Source organism: Acinetobacter terrae (genome assembly GCF_002135195.1).
Lineage (GTDB): Bacteria > Pseudomonadota > Gammaproteobacteria > Pseudomonadales > Moraxellaceae > Acinetobacter > Acinetobacter terrae.
In genome coordinates, this window is record NZ_NEGF01000001.1 from 431,159 (window position 1) to 449,598 (window position 18,440).

The 18,440-nt window shown below is 40.5% G+C and carries 16 protein-coding genes; 7 read left to right on the top strand and 9 right to left on the bottom strand.

The window, feature by feature from the left end:
- Window positions 1-37 precede the first annotated feature (37 nt).
- On the bottom strand, window positions 38-958 hold the full coding sequence (locus tag B9T23_RS02230; protein ID WP_067725985.1) for a LysR family transcriptional regulator: 921 nt from the start codon (window positions 956-958) through the stop codon (window positions 38-40).
- Window positions 959-1,192: 234 nt separating this feature from the next.
- On the opposite strand from B9T23_RS02230, the gene B9T23_RS17110 reads away from it, so the two are divergent.
- Together B9T23_RS17110 and B9T23_RS17115 are read left to right on the top strand one after the other, a co-directional pair.
- Window positions 1,193-1,357, top strand: a complete 165-nt coding sequence (locus B9T23_RS17110) for a hypothetical protein (protein ID WP_265733405.1) — start codon at window positions 1,193-1,195, stop codon at window positions 1,355-1,357.
- 11 nt (window positions 1,358-1,368) lie between these two features.
- A complete protein-coding gene (locus B9T23_RS17115; RefSeq protein ID WP_265733406.1) occupies window positions 1,369-1,518 on the top strand; it encodes a hypothetical protein in 150 nt (49 codons plus the stop codon).
- Here the strand turns inward: B9T23_RS17115 and B9T23_RS02240 are convergent.
- Window positions 1,471-1,833, bottom strand: coding sequence for a hypothetical protein (locus B9T23_RS02240; RefSeq protein WP_086192810.1), 363 nt, complete (start codon window positions 1,831-1,833; stop codon window positions 1,471-1,473). The two genes, B9T23_RS17115 and B9T23_RS02240, sit on opposite strands and share 48 nt — an antisense overlap.
- 453 nt (window positions 1,834-2,286) lie before the next feature.
- Between B9T23_RS02240 and B9T23_RS02245 the strand changes: the two genes are divergently transcribed.
- Window positions 2,287-3,234 carry a 3-carboxyethylcatechol 2,3-dioxygenase gene (locus B9T23_RS02245; RefSeq protein ID WP_086192811.1) on the top strand — a complete coding sequence of 316 codons (948 nt, stop codon included), beginning with the start codon at window positions 2,287-2,289 and terminating at the stop codon, window positions 3,232-3,234.
- Between the two features lie 94 nt (window positions 3,235-3,328).
- Here the strand turns inward: B9T23_RS02245 and B9T23_RS02250 are convergent, their stop codons facing one another.
- The 5 genes from B9T23_RS02250 to hrpA all read right to left on the bottom strand — a co-directional run bounded on the left by B9T23_RS02250 (window position 3,329) and on the right by hrpA (window position 13,093).
- A complete protein-coding gene (locus B9T23_RS02250) occupies window positions 3,329-5,044 on the bottom strand; it encodes an AAA family ATPase (protein WP_086192812.1) in 1,716 nt (571 codons plus the stop codon).
- Window positions 5,045-5,132: 88 nt separating this feature from the next.
- A complete protein-coding gene (locus B9T23_RS02255) occupies window positions 5,133-7,139 on the bottom strand; it encodes a hypothetical protein (protein WP_086192813.1) in 2,007 nt (668 codons plus the stop codon).
- Between the two features lie 152 nt (window positions 7,140-7,291).
- Window positions 7,292-8,050: a lysophospholipid acyltransferase family protein gene (locus B9T23_RS02260; RefSeq protein ID WP_086192814.1), complete on the bottom strand. Its 759-nt coding sequence runs from the start codon at window positions 8,048-8,050 to the stop codon at window positions 7,292-7,294.
- An 11-nt stretch (window positions 8,051-8,061) separates the two neighbouring features.
- The gene (locus tag B9T23_RS02265) at window positions 8,062-9,171 is read right to left on the bottom strand and encodes a beta-ketoacyl-ACP synthase III (protein ID WP_086192815.1); all 1,110 of its coding nucleotides are present in this window, start codon (window positions 9,169-9,171) and stop codon (window positions 8,062-8,064) included.
- Window positions 9,172-9,196: 25 nt separating this feature from the next.
- The gene (hrpA, locus tag B9T23_RS02270) at window positions 9,197-13,093 is read right to left on the bottom strand and encodes an ATP-dependent RNA helicase HrpA (protein WP_407640412.1); all 3,897 of its coding nucleotides are present in this window, start codon (window positions 13,091-13,093) and stop codon (window positions 9,197-9,199) included.
- 552 nt (window positions 13,094-13,645) lie between these two features.
- Between hrpA and ahpC the strand changes: the two genes are divergently transcribed.
- Together ahpC and B9T23_RS02280 are read left to right on the top strand one after the other, a co-directional pair.
- Complete coding sequence (gene ahpC, locus B9T23_RS02275) at window positions 13,646-14,209, top strand: alkyl hydroperoxide reductase subunit C (RefSeq protein WP_067725969.1); 564 nt, start codon at window positions 13,646-13,648, stop codon at window positions 14,207-14,209.
- Between the two features lie 265 nt (window positions 14,210-14,474).
- Window positions 14,475-14,681: a KTSC domain-containing protein gene (locus tag B9T23_RS02280; RefSeq protein ID WP_067725967.1), complete on the top strand. Its 207-nt coding sequence runs from the start codon at window positions 14,475-14,477 to the stop codon at window positions 14,679-14,681.
- An 86-nt stretch (window positions 14,682-14,767) separates the two neighbouring features.
- On the opposite strand, the gene B9T23_RS02285 is transcribed toward B9T23_RS02280, so the two are convergent.
- Window positions 14,768-15,358 carry an O-methyltransferase gene (locus B9T23_RS02285; RefSeq protein WP_086192817.1) on the bottom strand — a complete coding sequence of 197 codons (591 nt, stop codon included), beginning with the start codon at window positions 15,356-15,358 and terminating at the stop codon, window positions 14,768-14,770.
- Between the two features lie 63 nt (window positions 15,359-15,421).
- Complete coding sequence (locus B9T23_RS02290) at window positions 15,422-15,643, bottom strand: DUF1653 domain-containing protein (protein ID WP_086192818.1); 222 nt, start codon at window positions 15,641-15,643, stop codon at window positions 15,422-15,424.
- A gap of 270 nt (window positions 15,644-15,913) precedes the next feature.
- Here B9T23_RS02290 and ahpF point away from each other — a divergent pair, with 270 nt between their 5' ends.
- Complete coding sequence (gene ahpF, locus B9T23_RS02295) at window positions 15,914-17,479, top strand: alkyl hydroperoxide reductase subunit F (protein WP_086192819.1); 1,566 nt, start codon at window positions 15,914-15,916, stop codon at window positions 17,477-17,479.
- A 201-nt stretch (window positions 17,480-17,680) separates the two neighbouring features.
- Window positions 17,681-18,013 (top strand): hypothetical protein, encoded by a 333-nt coding sequence (locus B9T23_RS02300; RefSeq protein ID WP_086192820.1) that lies wholly within the window; start codon window positions 17,681-17,683, stop codon window positions 18,011-18,013.
- The last annotated feature ends 427 nt before the right edge of the window (window positions 18,014-18,440 follow it).

Genomic DNA, 18,440 nt, shown 5'->3' on the forward strand with positions numbered 1-18,440 from the left:
CGTATACGCATGCCTAGCCAATGCATTCAAATACAGATTAATTCATATAATACTGATTACGCTTTTGCGAGAATTTAGCCAATTGCTTTAAGAAACCTTCAAAATAACTTTTCTCTTTCTCTTCAGTTCTATAGCCCGCATATAAAGTACGGCGCAAACCTGTGGCAGAGACACAATCTAAACGGCGTGAAGTCACCCAGCCTTTTTGCTCATATTCATTCACCACCCAATCTGGAAGTGCCGCAATACCTCGACCACTCGCCACCAACTGAATCAGCATCTGAGTTAAATCTGTAGTGCGTACGTGCTTCGGTTGGATATTTGCAGGAATAAATAATTTCGCCATGATATCTAAACGGTGCTTATCGACTGGATAAGTAATCAGGGTTTCATCTGCCAACTCTTGCACGGTAATGCGTTCGGCACGTACCAATGGATGAGTATTTGATAAAACCAGACGTGATTCATACTCAAAAATCGGGAAATATTCGATGCCTTTTAATGCAATCGGATCAGCCGTAATCAACATATCAAATTCTGCATTTTGCAAAAGTTCATGTGGATTCGATTCAAAACCTGAAGCAAAATCCAGATCTACATCTGGATATAAATGACGATATTGATTGAGCAAAGGCATCAACCAGTCAAAACAACTATGGCATTCAGATGAGAAAATAATACGCCCGGTCTGACCATGCACAATACGGGTAATGTCTGTTTGGGTAATCTGAATTTGTGGCAAAACATCATCAGCCAATTTGAGTAAACGCTGTCCAACATTAGAAAAAGTCACCGGGCGACTACGGCGATTCACCACCTCTACCCCATACCAATGATCCAGTTCTTTAAGTTGATGAGAAATTGCTGAGGGCGTTAAACACAAATCATTGGCAGCAGCCACCAATGAACCATGCTCACGCAATGCAGTTAAAGTTTTTAAGTGACGAATTTCTAACATGTGAACAAGGATCCGCAAAGTGAAACTTTTCCCGAGTGCAAGACATGTAGCAAAGCCACATGTGAGAAAACTTTATAGAAAATAATTCTATTTAAAGATACGCACTCAGATAAATTTTCAAAAGAATAATAATGAATATAATTCAATATACCACGAAGTTAATTAGTTTTTTTCATGCTTGGTTCTATTCGATGATGTTTTCAACGAAAAGAATCTCTTTGCAGGAAAAACATCATGATTATTAATTCTCAGATTCTTGGCTATCCATGTGTTGGGGAAAAACGTGAACTTAAGGTTTCTTCCGAATCATATTGGAAAGGCGAATCTACTCAAGTCGAATTTCTAACTAAAGCTCAAGCGGTTGAAGTAAGCAAAACTGGCAAGCGCAAATTGATGTAGGGCTTTCATTTGTGACGGTTGCTGACTTTGTATTTTATGACAGTATTTTGACACATGCTGCACGCTTGTGTGTGATTCCACCTCGATTTACTTGGGATAAAATGAATCAGCCATTAAGAAAAGCGATAATATTGCCCTGTGCTAAAGTCATAAAAACTTAAGGTAGAACCCGAAATCGTAATCTCGAAATAACTTGAATTTCCATAATGATAACCTTCGTATTTTTTTACACCTTTCTTTTTTAAACTGATAAATTCGCTATGACCATAATCATATAAATTAAACTCTCGACCGGTATTTCGCCCCTCAAAAATGACTGATCGCTGATAATCATAAAGTTTAGCTTCATGTTGATTCACATTGCCACTTATTTGAGGATACGAGCTTTCGTTATAATCATAAATATTGGATTTAGTATTTCCAAATTCCAGCTTGGCGACCACCAAGGCTAAAGCCGCTCTCTGATACTGCTTCATAAATTCTTCCCTTTTATTTTTTTAATTGTCTTGAGTAATAGAAAAAATCATCCTATTTTTCTATTTTAAAACTTATTCAATTTTTTTTATTCAGAAACAACATAACAAATTATTTTTTTAACTTAAAGTATTACTTTTATAATGCCTCAAATTTAACTTTAAATAACTTTTTCACTATCCATAACTTAGAAATTTAGACACCTTTAGAACTTTGGTCTTAGCCTTGCAGGAATTAAAACTAAACTGACTATGATCTTTTCAACACCCTCTAGCTAAAGCCTGTCAAAAGTAAAATAAACAAATATATTTCAATATGCTAAAAATAATCAACCTAAGCACATCTGTTTAACATGAATGTTTTTACTATGGTTCGATCTAAGATAAATATTGTATTTAGCTGTCCCTTTATATTTAAGCTCAAATCATTAAATAAATGCAGATTTGAGAGAAAAAATGCCCATAAAACTCATATGTGTCTCGCATACTCCATTACTGGATTTTGCATCTCCCCCTGCAGAGATTGAAGCAGCTGCACGTGCAACATTTCAAAAACTGGCTGAACAGGTTAAAGCCTATGATCCCACACTCATTGTGGTCTTTGGTCCAGATCATTTTAATGGTTTCTTTTACGACCTGATGCCAAGTTTCTGTGTTGGTGTACGTGCAACTGCTGCGGGTGACTGGAACTATGGACCTGCACCATTGGACGTTCCAGAAGATAAAGCACTCGGCTTAATTGAACACTGTTTAGAGCACGATATTGATGTTTCCTATTCATATCGTATGCAAGCCGATCATGGTTTTACCCAACCACTCGATTTACTCTGTGAAGGTCAGCTTGATCGTTATCCCGTCATTCCGGTGTTTATTAATGGTGCTGCTGCACCGATGCCACGTACCAAACGAGTGATTGAACTGGGTAAAGTGATTGGCGAATATCTTAAAACCTTAGATGAACGCATTTTAATTATTGGATCGGGTGGTTTATCACATGATCCACCGACACCGCAAATTAGCACCGCAGCACCAGAAGTTCAGGAATTCTTAATTGCGGGCCGTAACCCGACAGCCGAAGCACGCGAGAACCGTCAATCCAAAGTCATTGCGGTTGGACAGCGTCTGGCAGATGGTGATTTATCAGCAGCGCTACCATTAAATCCTGAATGGGATAAAGACTTATTGCAGCGCTTTAAAAATGCAGATTTTGATTACTTAGCCAATATGACTAATGATGAAATTCGTCGTGATGGCGGACGTGGTGGTCAGGAAATTCGTGCCTGGATTGCAGCATTTTCAGCCCTTTCTGCAAGTGGCGAATATGATTCGGAAGTGCATTATTATGAACCAATTCAGGAATGGATTGCCGGCATGGGCATGATGACTGCCGAACCCAAAGCATAAATATTGATCGAGTCATAAAACATTTATATCACGGCAAAAATTTAAATAAAAAGGACATCGAATGATGTCCTTTTTTGATCTAGCTATTGAAAACTTACTCAACAAAAAGTAAAGCCAAACGCACCTGATCATAACCCATACGCGGTGTAGTTGCTTCCACAATTGGACGCAGCTTAATGACTCCATCTTCACTAAAATGTTCCGGACTTTGACGCTTCATTAAACGTTTATAAATTTTCCGCACTTGTTCTACGACTTCTTCACCCGGATGTGCCACAGAAATATCCAAGCCCTGTTCTTTATGCAATTTGGCTAGATGATTAATAATGGTTGCAGGGGTTAATCCGCGCTCAACCGCAATATCCTGAATTTCATAGCCTTCGACAAAAAGCTCACGCGTTTCATCCAGTGTGGCAGTGGCATAATTGGTTTTACCGCCACTTTTTGCAATTTTCTTTTCATTACGCTGAATTTCAGTTTCATTCAAGGTACCGCCACAATGACGAATGAAGGCTTTATGTTGCGGCGCTAAATCAATCGACTCAAAGTGATTTTCTGCTTCATTAGATAATTCCTGAAAACGTCGATCGGCTTTAATCGCCAAACTATCCAGCTCCAAAGCTTGTTCATTAATTCCGAGCAGTTTTAAGCCACTTAAAGCTTTTAGACGTGATATTGCGACATAGCCCTGACCCTTCTCAAAAGTATGGGCCAGATTAATTTCAGCCGCTTCCAGGGTCATGCCCTGAGATTTATGAATGGTAATCGCCCAGGCCAAACGCAGTGGAATTTGCTGAAAACTGGCAATGGTTTTACCGGCATCGTTATCGACCGACCATGTTTCAGGCGTAACAATCAGCACTGTGCCATCGGTGAGCTTCACTTTAGGTAAAATGCCATGATCATCATCTTCTTCAAAGCCAATCACCTCGCCTAAACTACCGTTGATATAACCCATATCAAAGTTGTTCTTTACAAACATCACTTTGGCATTTTTCTTTAAGGTGAGATTTTCAGGCGCACGCACCGATGACTTTAAAGTTTCAATCAGTTTGTCATTACCATCACAGACAGCTTCAAACTGTCGCTCATCCGCCTCAATGGCATTCAGATGCTTAAAGTTGATCGCATCCACATCCATATTATGGGTATACAAACGGGTAAAGGTTTCACCAATATCTTGCTGGCGGGTTTGTTCTAAAGCCTGTAAATGTTCAGCGGTAATACTTTGACTACGAATGGCATTTAAAATGTCATTTAAATAATCGTTACCTTGACGATGTTGCTCGGTCAAATAACAAACCCGGAATTTTGCTTCGACCCACGCATCAGACATAAAGCAGAATTTATCGCGATTGCGTTCGTCATTTTTACCGACTGGCGGTAACTGAAAAAAGTCACCTGCGACAATCACTTGAATGCCACCAAAAGCTTCATCACTTTCTTTAAAATATTTTAAAACCTGATTGACCAAATTCAGCTGCTTGGCATGCAACATTGAAATTTCATCAATAATTAATACTTGGGCATTTTCTAAATGCTCTTTTAGGTATTTACGCTCTTTCATATTTTTCAGGTCAGCATCAGATAAAAAATCCTTAATGCCGATGCCTGCCCAAGTATGAATAGTCATGCCATTCATATGGGTTGCCGCAATACCGGTTGATGCAGTAATCGCCACCGGTACTTTACGGGCTTTTAAATAATTGATGTACTGATTGAGAGTATAGGTTTTCCCTGCACCAGCCGAACCTGTTAAAAAGACATTTTCGCCCGCTTTTAAAAGCTTGAGTGCAGTTTCTTGTTTCATAAGACCTATAACCGTAAATTAACGGCTATAGCCTACCGATTTTTTCCCTAAAAGTTAAGCACAGAAAAAAGTTTAACGACATCCACTGTCACTTAAGTGGTATTAACTGTACATTTAACCAGGAGATAAATTGCAGAGCAACATTCACAAAAAGATATTCGGCTTTTTGATTATGCGGATATTCCAACTGATCATAGACCAACTGTCCATCTCGCAGATCACAGCCTAAAGTCATATGATGCGTACCTGATTGCAAAGCCATGTGAAAAGCCACATATTCCCCGTCAATAATACGCTGTGCATAGCTGACTGCTAGGCAATGATGGCATCTTTTAGATTCTTCGATAATTCGGTCTAAATCCGCAAGTTCTTCAAAGCTCCAGCCTGCAAACTGAATCTTTTTCTCAACCATTAGCGGTTGCCATACAGCTTCAGCATAATTTTTCTTTAACTGAGTAATAATTTCCTGTTTCTGGATTTGATCATGCCAATGAATCGCTTGATGAAACAGCCCCATCCATGTGGTACTTTTCAGCACCATTTTATTGCCGCTAAAATAATCGACCAAATAATCCCGCACATAGGAATCAAAAACTGACACTCTGGTATATCGATCACGTAAATAAAAGATTTGCCGAAACTCATCCAGCTGCATTTTATAGCGCTGTAATACAGGATAAAAATCACGATTTTGATGGGTTTCAGGTCGAATATAAAACATCAAGTCTTCAGCTAATGCTTGGGTTATTTTCTGTAGATACAACATATAAGCTTGCATCACTCGACTTAAACGTAAATAAACTTTTTTTACGATTTGTTCATTGCCTTTCGCGACATTCCGCATGAGTTCCATCCATTCATCCAAGTACAAAATGGACGGACTAATCGTAATCCGATGATCATCCAGAGCTTGCTGCTGCCCCTTTAACACCACACTATGATTGTTTTCATGCTCAAACCAGCCTTCTTGCATCGCAAAATAGTGACAACTATGAATGAACATGCGTGCTGAAGAATGCTGAAAATACTGCAAAGTGGCCAAAATGACTTGTGGGTGAACCCGACTGGTATCTACAAAACTTAAAGCTGTCACAGCCACTCTGACACTGCTGTGTTGAATATGGCGACTAAGCCAATCCAGCACAGCAGTGGATTGTTTAAGCAACCAGTTCACTGCACGTGGATAATCAAATAGCGGCAGTTTGGCGACTTTTTTCTGCCAAACCGTAGAGGTCGCATGAAGAAAATTATGCTTTGACAATAAATCATCCCGTTGCCAAAGTTCGCGTCGTATTAACCGGACAAAGCCTAATAATTGTGTTTTTTCTTGCGCATGACGATACAGCAACTGGATATCATCTTGATGATCGATTAGCTCATTTAAATTGAAAAGCTCTTCAAATGACAGTGCCATAATGCGATACATGGCGGCAGGTAAAAACTGCGAGGCACTAAAACAAAACTCATCCAGACATTCCATCAAGGGTTGCAGTGGTAAAAACTCATCACCACACACCACTTGAATAGAACAAATCTTTTGCAGCATTTGAACAATAGCTTCAGGTAATGCCGTTTTATTCAGTACATAATCACTCAGAATTTTCGAGTGATAAATCTCTGTATTCATCATCAGCTGATCAATAATTTCAGCTTCATCCACACATAGACATTTTAGATAAGCACTAACCCGTTCAGCTCCATTAACCCATACATAAATCTGCTCGAGTAATAGCTGTCGTAATTGCTGGACTTTTTGACGTAGAAAAAGCGAATGTTGCGGCTTTAAATCACCGGTTAAAAAATACAGGTCATGCAGAATAAATTCTTCAACTAATTCTGCTTTTTGCCCCAAATAAGTAAAATCACACTGCAAGATGCTTTTCAGATCTGATGTTGGTGCATGAAATTCGAGTTGAAATAAACCATTGGCTATTTGTACAGCATGCCGTTCTTGATCAATACGAAACATATTCTGCGCATTCAGATCACCGACAATATTGAGCTGATCCTGAAAAATTTCATTTAGATTTTTAGAAATTCTGAGTAACTGTTTCGCAACCAATTGATACTGCGGTACTAAACGATCCTGTTCCATACTCGCCTCAAATTAAACAACCATCCTAAGATGAATTTAATAATAGAATGAAGCTACTGTATGCTGACTTGAGCATTTAATCAAACCTACTCGGCAATTCATCCAGGCTTAACGATTTAATCATTCATTATTAAAATATTCACCGAGCCTCATCAAACTTTCTCAACTTCACGTTGCTGTTTTAAGTGTTCTAATCCGGCATAAATTTGTTGCTGAATCTGATCACGAAAATCTTTTAATTGTTCAGCATTTTCAATATGCATTAAATTTTGTCGTGGCATAAACTGAAAATAAAAGGGTACGCGTTTTGGAATAAGGTTTTTAGGCAAGGATGGAATCACGTCACCATGCCGAAGTAATTTATCCAGTTGAGGTACTTTCAACAGCTTTTGAAACCATGGACTTTCAATAATCAGATTTGCATCAAAACCCAGTTCAAAGACTTCATCACCCCCCAAAGCTGCAAATGGAACGATCTCGTAGTTAAATTCTTGCGCGAGTTTTAAAAAACCATAACGCTGCTTCCAGATCAACCGATAAGCCTCGCCTTTTCTTTTTAACACTTCCCGACCGCCGCCTGGAAAGACCAGGATCGAATAACTTTGTTGCATCGCGGCGCGGATATGTTCTTTTTTACCATCGACCGCACCGAATTTTTTAAACAGGGTACGCCAACCCGGCAAATAAAAATGGCCATGATCAGCAATACTGACCACAGCCACTTTATGATAATTATATAAATAATCAATCAGGATCGGTGAATCAAACACCCCATACAGGGTGTGATTCCCGACATACATTGCAGGCTTGGATGCATCAATATGTTCTGCACCAAAAAAGGTTGGCGTGAAATACAGTTTAGATAGCGTACTTAAATGCTTAATCCATCTGGCATCATGCTCAACCTGCAATGCATTGTTCCTTATGCAACAACGTGTTTTTGCACCAGAATCGAACCGACTGAATAACCTGCACCGAATGAGCAAAGTACACCGTACTCGCCATCATTCACTTCATGTGCTGTACGGTGTAACGCAATGATCACACCTGCAGAAGAAGTATTGGCAAACTCATCTAGAATAATTGGCACAAGCGCGCGATCAGCATCTTTACCGACTACATATTTTAAAATGAGGTCATTCATGCTGGCATTGGCTTGGTGCAACCAGAAACGTTTTACGTTAGTTGGTGCGATTTCATTTTTCTCAAGTTGCTTGGTAATGATTTTCGCAACCAGTGGACACACTTCTTTAAACACTTTACGACCGTCTTGGCGGAACAATTTGTCATCTACAACCGCATCTTCACTACGGTTCAAGTAACCGAAGTTGTTGCGAATGTTGTTTGAGAATTGAGTGAATAAATGCGTATCTACAATTTCAAAACCAGTTTTCGTGGTCGTATCTTCAATAATTGATGCTGTTGCAACATCACCAAAGATAAAGTGACAATCACGTGATCGGAAATCGGTATGACCCGAAGTAATTTCCACATTCACAAGCAATACACGGCGTGCGCCACATTTGATGGCATCAGACGCTTGTTTCAAACCAAAGGTTGCAGCAGAACAGGCAACATTCATGTCATAAGCATAGCCTTCAATACCCAAAGCAGTTTGAATTTCGATTGAAACTGCAGGATAAGCACGCTGGATGTTTGAACATGACAAAATGACCACATCGATGTCTTCAGCAGTTACACCGGCATTTTCCATCGCCTGTTTAGCTGCTGTAACACCCCATTCGGCCTGAATAGAAAGTTCATCATTGCTGCGTTCACGTAAACGTGGATATAGACGTTTTGGATCTAGGATACCTGACTTTTCAGCAACATAACGACTTTTAACACCGGATGCCTTTTCAATGAATTCTGCATTTGAACCGCGAAGCGCTTCAATTTCACCCGCTGCGATTTTGTCCGCATTGTCGTGGTTAAACTGTTCCACATAAGCATTTAAACTTGCCACTAATTCTTCATTGCTAATGGCTTCTTCTGGATGATAAAGACCAGTACCTGTAATACGAATGCCCATGTAAAACTCCTAATATCCCGCTATGTTAACTAATGCCTAATTGATCCCATACTTTTTGCAATCGGGTTGGAGAAATCGGCATCTTTGTTTTCATTGGCTGTGAGAACAAAGAAATGCGAAATTCTTCAACCATGAAGTACAGTTCTTTCAGGCGAGCGTCATTTTTAAACTTAAATAATTTTTCCATCCATGGGTCAACTTGATCAATGGCAGAATTGTCCCTTTGTAGGTTATTTGGCAAGCGGTCCAAACGCAAGACCAATGCCTTCAAATAACGTGGAAATTCCTGCCAGATATCCGAAGATTTGACATACACACAGTTGGAAAGATTCATCAAATCAAGCTGATCTTCAATGTCATCGATATTTTTACCAAACAGAGAATCGTCTAAAACCAACAATTTCCGACGAATATCCTGCCACTGGATATAAATATCGCTGAGTATTAATAATGCCTCTTGTCCATGAATTAGGAAAGATTTTTTTACATTTAAAATCAAGTTTTGAAACTCTTCAGCATTGACAGGAAGATCATTTATTGTCATCTGCAGTGTGGCATAAACTAACATTTGCTCGAGTTTGGCTTTATCACCCAGCGGTGAATAGGCCAAAGCCAGTGGTTTCGAAATCTGTTTTTTCAGTTGACGAACCAAGTCGCCCAACTGCATATAAACCAGTCGAATCACCCCTTCCCGGTGCTGACGAATGGCTTCAGCCTGATCATTAAAGGTTTGAATCACTACCCCAGATTCATCTTTTGCATCCAGCTCTGCAAATGCTTTGGTCGGAACCAAGGCTTGATATTGCTTAACAATCACCCCTGTCACTTTTTGCGAGGCTTCAAAAGTGAAATTATCAGGGAAGGTTTTAAACTCACCTTTAAGTTGCTTCACAGGGCTATGCGTTTCAGTACGGCAACGGGCTTTAAGTTCAGCCAGATCACGGCCTTTTTCAAGCACCCGACCTTTTTCATCAATGACTTTAATGAACGGCAATAAGTACTGATCAACCCGGTCAAAGGAGAAATCTTTTGCAGTGATTTGTTCACCACGTAACTGAAAAGCTAAATAACTGAAAATGTGCTCACGCAAATGTACTGCATCAATGCCATTCATCAGCTTACGTGCAGTATCCGGAATCGGCACCAGATTACGACGCTTATCTTTAGGTAGTGATTTTAACAACGCTTCAATCAAATCCTGACGCCAGCCCGGAATACCCCATGACCAGATATTTTCATCGACCTGTGGCAATGCCTGTACCGGAATTTTAACCGTAGCGCCATCTTCATCATGGCTTGGGTCAAAGCGATAGTTCGCTGCCAGACGCAAAGAACCGTTGTGCAAGTAATCAGGAAATTGTTGCGTGGTTGGACGATCATTCATCCACAACGCATCATCATCGACAAATAAATAACGTGGATTTTGCGGCTCAACCGTTGCACGCCAGTCTTCAAATGTTCGACGACTCGCCACCTCTTCAGGGACTTTAGACGCATAGAACTGATAGATGGTTTCTTCATCCACCACCAGATCACGGCGACGCAGTTTATCTTCAACACGCTCCACTTCTTCAAGCTTGAGCAAGTTATGCTTTAAGAATGGCGGTGTAATACCCAAATTACCCGTAGTTAAAGCGTCACGCAGGAAGATTTCATGCGCAGCCGGCTGATCGACCTTTTCATAGTTCATCAAACGCTTCGGTTCAATAATTAAGCCAAACAAAGAAATTTGATCATAACAATTGACGATGCCGGCTTTCTTCGACCAATGTGGCTCAAAATAGTGGTGCTTCAGCAAATCAGGTGCAGCCAGCAAAATCCATTCCGGTTCAATTTTTGCCAAAGTGCGCAAATAAACTTGAGAAGTTTCTACCATCTCAAAAGCCATCACCCAAGATGCACCCCCTTTATGCAAAGTCGATGCTGGGAAAATACGGGCTTTTTGCTGACGCACTGCCATATAGACATTTTTTTCGTCAGTTTTATTGGCAATGAACGAAAGCAAACCGGTCAATAAAGCCCGATGCAAATTTTCATAACTGGCTTTTTTATCATTAAATGAAAGCTTTAAGCCTTGAGCCAGTTCAGAGAGTTGCTCATGGGTTTTCTTCCATTCACGCAAACGTAACCAGCTTAAAAAGTGTTGGCGGGCAAAATCACGACGTTTTTTTTCATTCATCGAATCACGGTTATTCTGCAAGGTTTCCCATAACTTGATGTAGAACAAAAAGTCAGAATCACCTTCCTTAAATAATGCATGCTTCTGATCGGCTTGGGTCTGTTTGTCTGCCGGACGTTCACGCGGATCTTGTACCGCCAGCGCTGCAACAATAATCAGGACTTCATTCAGCACACCAAAATGTGCACCGCCTAAAATCATGCGTGCCAAACGTGGGTCAATCGGCATCTTCGCCATTTGCTGACCAATTTTAGTTAAGGAACCTTCCTCTTTAGAAAGTCTCCCTTTCTCAAAGGGAGATTTAGAGGGATTTTCTTTATCAGCTTCAGCTTTAGGAGAACTTTTTTCATTCATCGCCCCAAGCTCAATCAGCAGCTTGCGACCGTCATTCACCAAGCGATGATCTGGCGGCTCAATAAAGTCGAAACTTTCCAACTCGCCCAGATTCAGGCTTTGCATCTGCAAAATCACAGAGGCTAAATTGGTACGCTTGATTTCTGGTTCGGTAAATTCAGGACGACTCTGGAAATCATCTTCTGAATACAGTCGGATACACACGCCCGGTGCAATACGACCACAACGCCCTTTACGCTGATTCGCGGCGGCTTGCGACACTGCTTCAATTGGTAAGCGCTGTACACGTGAACGGTAACTGTAACGTGAAATACGGGCAAAACCACTGTCAATTACATAGCGAATATTGGGCACGGTTAAGGCAGTTTCAGCCACGTTGGTGGCAATGATAATGCGTCGCCCACTGCCACCCGGATTAAAAATCCTCTGTTGTTCCGCTAAAGCCAAGCGTGCATATAAGGGTAAAATTTCGGTATGCCGTGGGCCATGCTTTTGCAAGGTTTCTTGCAGTTCTCGAATTTCCTGTTCGGTGCTGGCAAAAATCAGAATGTCGGCATGTTCAGGATGACCTTTTTCCTGCGCATCCTGAAAACATTCATTGACCGCTTGCACCACTGCACGGGGCAGATTTTCTTCAAAGTCATCAAATTCATCATCATCACTACCGCCAATCGTCATTTCTGAAATCGGGCGATAACGAAGTTCTACAGGGAAACTACGCCCTTCGACTTCAAAAATCGGGGCATCAAAAAAGTAACTGCTAAAGCGGTTTACATCTAAGGTTGCTGAAGTAATGATGACTTTTAAATCGCGACGCTTAGGCAAAAGCTGTTTTAAATAGCCCATGATAAAGTCGATATTGAGTGAACGCTCATGTGCTTCATCAATAATAATGGTGTCGTATTTGGTGAGGAATCGATCATTGGTCAATTCCGCCAGCAAAATACCATCCGTCATTAAACGGACAATGGAATCTTGCGACCCTTGTTCATTAAAACGGATTTTAAAACCAATCGATTCACCCAGTTTTTCACCGACTTCTTCGGCAATACGTTGAGATACGCTACGCGCAGCAAGTCGACGGGGTTGGGTATGACCAATCATGCCGGTTAAACCACGTCCGGCTAGCATGGCGATTTGCGGTAACTGTGTCGTTTTACCCGAACCGGTTTCCCCTGCCACAATAATCACTTGATGCTGTTGAATCGCTTCAATCAACTTATCTTTATATTGGGTAACCGGCAGGTCTTGATTCAGTTTGATATTCGGGACACGGGAAAGGCGCTCACGCACTTTATGATTCGATTTTTCAAATAATTCCTGATACTGTTTTTCGTTCGCATCTTTACCTTTGCGTAGTCGATTTAAACGATGACGGTCACGTGCCATGACCCATTGATCTACATTTAAATGACTTAACACAGATAATTTATCCCAAAACAAAAAATTGAACTGAATATTTTACGCTGTAACGCCGCAGAGAGAAAGACAAGCAAATATTTATTCATGGCGTTTGATGTAAAGAATATTCAAAAGCATAGAAAATAGATCACCAACCACGCTAAAATCCGCCACATATAACAAGAGTTATACTATTCACCCTCTTTAATAATGTTCACATACTTCTTCTTATCACCCTTACTCAGCCTAAGAATGATTCGAGCTTCAAAAAGAAATTTAATTTAAAAAAATTTTACCCTTGAATTTTAGTCCCTGAACCTTCATCTTCTTAGGCAAGCTGAAAAACTGATATTTTGTCATTCAGTCATCTTTTTTATGTAGCTGAATAGATGAAAGAATCAGATTTGGTGGAATTGTAGGCTTTATATTAGTTAATTCGGTTTTTCCGATTTCAATAATGTAAAAATACTGTTTCAGCAATAACAAAAAATTCGCTATCCTTTTGGAAATCAATTACAAACCTCAATCATGGAGACAATGATGAGCTTAATTAATACAGAAGTTAAACCATTTAAAGCAACTGCATTCCAAAATGGTCAATTTATCGAAGTAACTGAAGCTGATCTTAAAGGCAAATGGTCTGTAGTATTCTTCTACCCAGCTGACTTCACTTTTGTTTGCCCAACTGAATTGGGTGACCTTGCAGACAACTATGCTGAATTCCAAAAATTAGGCGTTGAAATCTATTCAGTTTCTACTGACACTCACTTCACTCACAAAGCTTGGCATGATTCTTCTGAAGAAATCAAAAAAATCCAATACGTAATGGTGGGTGATGCGAACTGGACACTTGCTAAAAACTTCGACGTATTAATCGAAGCTAACGGTCTTGCTGACCGTGGTACTTTCGTTATCGATCCTGAAGGTAAAATCCAAATCGTTGAAATCAACGCTGGTGGTGTTGGCCGTGATGCTCAAGAACTTCTTCGTAAAGTTAAAGCAGCTCAATACGTTCACACTCACCCAGGTGAAGTTTGCCCAGCTAAATGGAAAGAAGGCGATGCTACTTTAGCTCCTTCAATCGACCTAGTGGGTAAAATCTAATTTCTATTAGATTGAACTGATTCAAAAAACCACGCTTAAACGCGTGGTTTTTTATGGACTCTGTAAAACTTTAAATATCCAATTTTTCAGCTAAATTAAAATCATGATGATATAAATTCCAAGCAGGACTGATGTTGATCTAACAGCATTCTTTTTATGATAAATATTACAATTCTGCTATACATGCCCTAATCTTTTTATCTTAAGTTCAAACTATGCAGTCAATGTAGTGCTGCTTTATATCCCTACAAAATGAGGGGCGCTTATGGGAACAATGCTTGTCGTCACTTCTTACAAATACAATGCATCTTCACGCTATTTGAAAATTTTTTATAACAACGGATCAGGCGAGCTATATCACCCGGTTCCTGAATTTATCTATAATAATTTATTGCGCTGTAATGATAAAACCGCTTTTGTACAAAAATACTTAGAATACGATGTGCACTTTACCCGTATTTCAATTCAATAACGTAAATCAGATACGATAAATCAGGGTCATTTCCCTGATTTATTATGCTCAGCCTAACAATAAAATGATGACTTTTTTTATTTATATTATTTATAGCAAATCATAAACAAACCCGCGCCTATAGACAGGGTCATGGTGATAAAACGCCCATCATTTTTGACCAGTTCAATAAAGCTTTTCACTTCTGCCGCATGAGAGATGACATTATCGACAATTAAAACACCGCCTTGCGGATGAATCATATTTTTCAGATAAGCCCAATACCCAACATAGGCATCGCGCTCGGCATCTAACAAGATAAAATCATATTGATCGGTACTCTTTTCAAGAAATTTTTGCGCATCCCCCACCCAGAAATCAATGACATCATCCAATGCCAACTCTTGAGCATATTGTTGAGCTTGAGTGGTACGCGATTGATCTATTTCCAGGGTGGTCACATGTCCTTGCGTATTTTGCGCGGCATTCGCCAGCCATAAAGTCGAATAGCCTGTAGACGTTCCAATTTCCAAAATTGTTTTCGATTGCTGGATACGAATTTGCATCGCTAAAAATAATGCAGAATCAGGCTCAATATTTCGATAACGCTGAATACGTTCATGTTGTAATGCATCAAATTTGATAAAACTTTGATACAACTCTTGCATGCGTTGTTGGAATGTCAAACTCATGCTCATGGCAGATGTCCCTATCTTCGGCGGTTATTCTGAGTCTAGCTTATCTATAACAAAAATCTATGCTTATGAAGTTTCTTGAATCAATTTAAATCGAGGAACGACTTGGCCATCTGCTAGAGTGACCGTTTCCTGAAACATCTCTAAAGGACGCACCCACATCGAATAATCACCATATAAACACTGGTATACCACCAGCTTTTCACGCGTTTCACTATGTGTTGCCACATGAAACACCTGATATAAATTGCCTTTATAATGTTGATAAATTCCAGATTTAAGGTTCATTCATTCTTACCTAGCGAAAAAATTGCCCTCATCATAATCAAAATTTCTATTGATCATGACATAAATAAGATTCTTTCCATGAAACATCTAATAAATACTTGAATATTCACATTAAACCCTTATCTTTAATATCGAAAGCTAAATCACGTAGACAAACATACAATCTATTTATCCGATTATATGTGTTAAAATGAATCATTTTACCTATTTAATCATTTATCTTATTATAGCCTTATTAAATAAACATTTACTCCCTTGGAGACGTTAGCCATGTTAGACCAAAATACTTCAGCGCAACTTAAAACCTTACTGGAACGTCTGGAAAACCCGATTGAACTGGTGGCGTCCCTTGATTCATCTGACAAATCCGACAAGATCAAGGAACTGGTGACTGAGGTTGCGGCACTGTCGGATCAGGTAACGGCCCGTTTTGACGGCACCAATAAACGTACCCCGAGCTTCGGGATCGCCAAAGTCGGTGAACAGCCGCAGGTCAACTTTGCCGGTTTGCCGATGGGGCATGAGTTTACCTCTTTGATCCTGGCCTTGTTGCAGGTGTCGGGTTATGCACCGAAAGTGTCTGATGAAGTTTTAGCACAAATCAAAGGCTTAAATTTAACCTCTGATTTTGAGGTCTTTGTTTCTTTAAGCTGCCATAACTGCCCGGATGTGGTGCAAGCCTTGAACCTGATTGCGATTAATAATCCGGGCGCAACAGCGACCATGATTGACGGGGCTTTTTTCCAGGATGAAGTGGAACAGCGCAAAATCATGGCGGTTCCGATGCTGTTCCAGAATGGCGAGCATATCGGTCAGGGCCGTATGACTCTGGAAGAAATCGTGGCCAAACTCGATTCAGGTTCATCTGCCAAGGATGCTGAGAAACTCAATGCCAAAGGTGCATTCGATGTGCTGGTGATTGGCGGTGGACCTGCCGGCAATACTGCTGCGATCTACGCAGCACGTAAAGGCATTCAAACCGGGATTGTGGCTGAACGCTTTGGTGGTCAGGTGATGGACACCATGGACATTGAAAACTACACCTCGGTGCAAAAGACCCAGGGTCCGAAATTTGCCGCTGAAATGGAAGCGCATGTGCGTGCTTATGATGTCGACATCATGAACCTGCAAAAAGTGGCTGCGATTAAAGGTGCCGATGAAACCGCCAACGGTCTGGTTGAAGTGACGCTGGAAAACGGTGCAAAGCTGGAATCCAAAACCATCATTCTGTCTACCGGTGCACGCTGGAGAGAAATGAATGTTCCGGGTGAGCAAGAGTATAAAACCCGTGGTGTTGCATATTGCCCGCACTGTGACGGTCCATTGTTCAAAGGCAAGCGTGTAGCGGTGATCGGTGGCGGGAACTCGGGTGTGGAAGCGGCAATTGATTTGGCGGGTATCGTTGAGCATGTGACTCTGGTTGAGTTTGATACCAAGCTGCGTGCCGATCAGGTATTGCAAGACAAGCTCAATAGCTTGCCGAATACCACGGTGATCATGAATGCACTGTCTACCGAAGTCGTGGGTGACGGTTCACAAGTCACAGCGCTGAAATATAAAGACCGTGCCACCGATGTTGAACATACCATCGAATTGGCCGGGATCTTTGTCCAGATCGGCCTGTTGCCAAACACCGACTTCCTCAAAGCTTCCAATGTAGAACTTTCCAACCGTGGCGAGATCGTGATTAACCAGCGCAACGAAACCAATGTAAAAGGTATATTTGCTGCCGGTGACTGTACCACCGTGCCATACAAGCAGATCATCATCGCGACGGGTGAAGGCGCGAAAGCATCACTTTCAGCATTCGATTACATCATCCGTAACGGGCAATAACTGCATCATCCAAGCAATTAAATTTGGATAAAATAAACATAGGCTTATATCTATCCGTAGATATAAGCCTTTTTTTTCACTCGAGTTTTTCACCAAACGTTACATTTAATCAACAATTTTCGATCGTTATTTAGACGACATTTCGATTATATTCGCTTTATCCCATTTTTATGGGTAAAACAATTAGAAGGACATATGAAAATGAATAAATTACTTGTTGCTTTAGGTCTTGCTGCTACTGTTGCTTTAGTTGGTTGTAACAAAGAGAAAGCACCTGAAACTGGTGCAACAACTGGCGAACATCTTGAAAATGCTGCAGATCAGGCAGGTCATGACATTTCACAAGCTGCTGATGAAGCTGCTGCAAAAACCAAGGCTGCAACTGAGGAAGCTACTGCTAAAATCGATGCTGCAGGTGAAGAAGCCGCTAAAAAAACGGAGGCTGCTGCCCAATCTGCTAAAGAAGCCACTGCAGCAACTGCCGGTGCTGTTGAACAAGGCGCTGCAGATATGAAAGAAAAAGCCCAACAATAATTTAATTTATTGAATAAAAAAGCTCCTCATCAGGAGCTTTTTTATTTTTACCAATCTTGCTTTTACCCTTCCATTTTTATAGGGTTGAAGTACCGATACTTTTTAAGTGCATGTTTAGCTGTCATATTATTTTCATAACCAAAAACATTATACTCAAAGAACCGGTTGGCTTCATGCAGCAGTACGGGGTGCAAATGATGGGATTATTTCACTTACCGGTTTAATCATGGGAATGGCTACCTATCCCCCTCATAAGCAGCAGGTTCTTCTGCCCTGACTTTTTCACTGAGTGCCCTTTTCCTCATGTTCTCGATTTTAATTAGTCCAGAACAATATATGCCAACAACTGTAATATTGTTGGAATTTTATCCCTAACTGCACTTAGTATACTGTCTAGTCATTTCGCTAATACTTCAATGATAAAAGG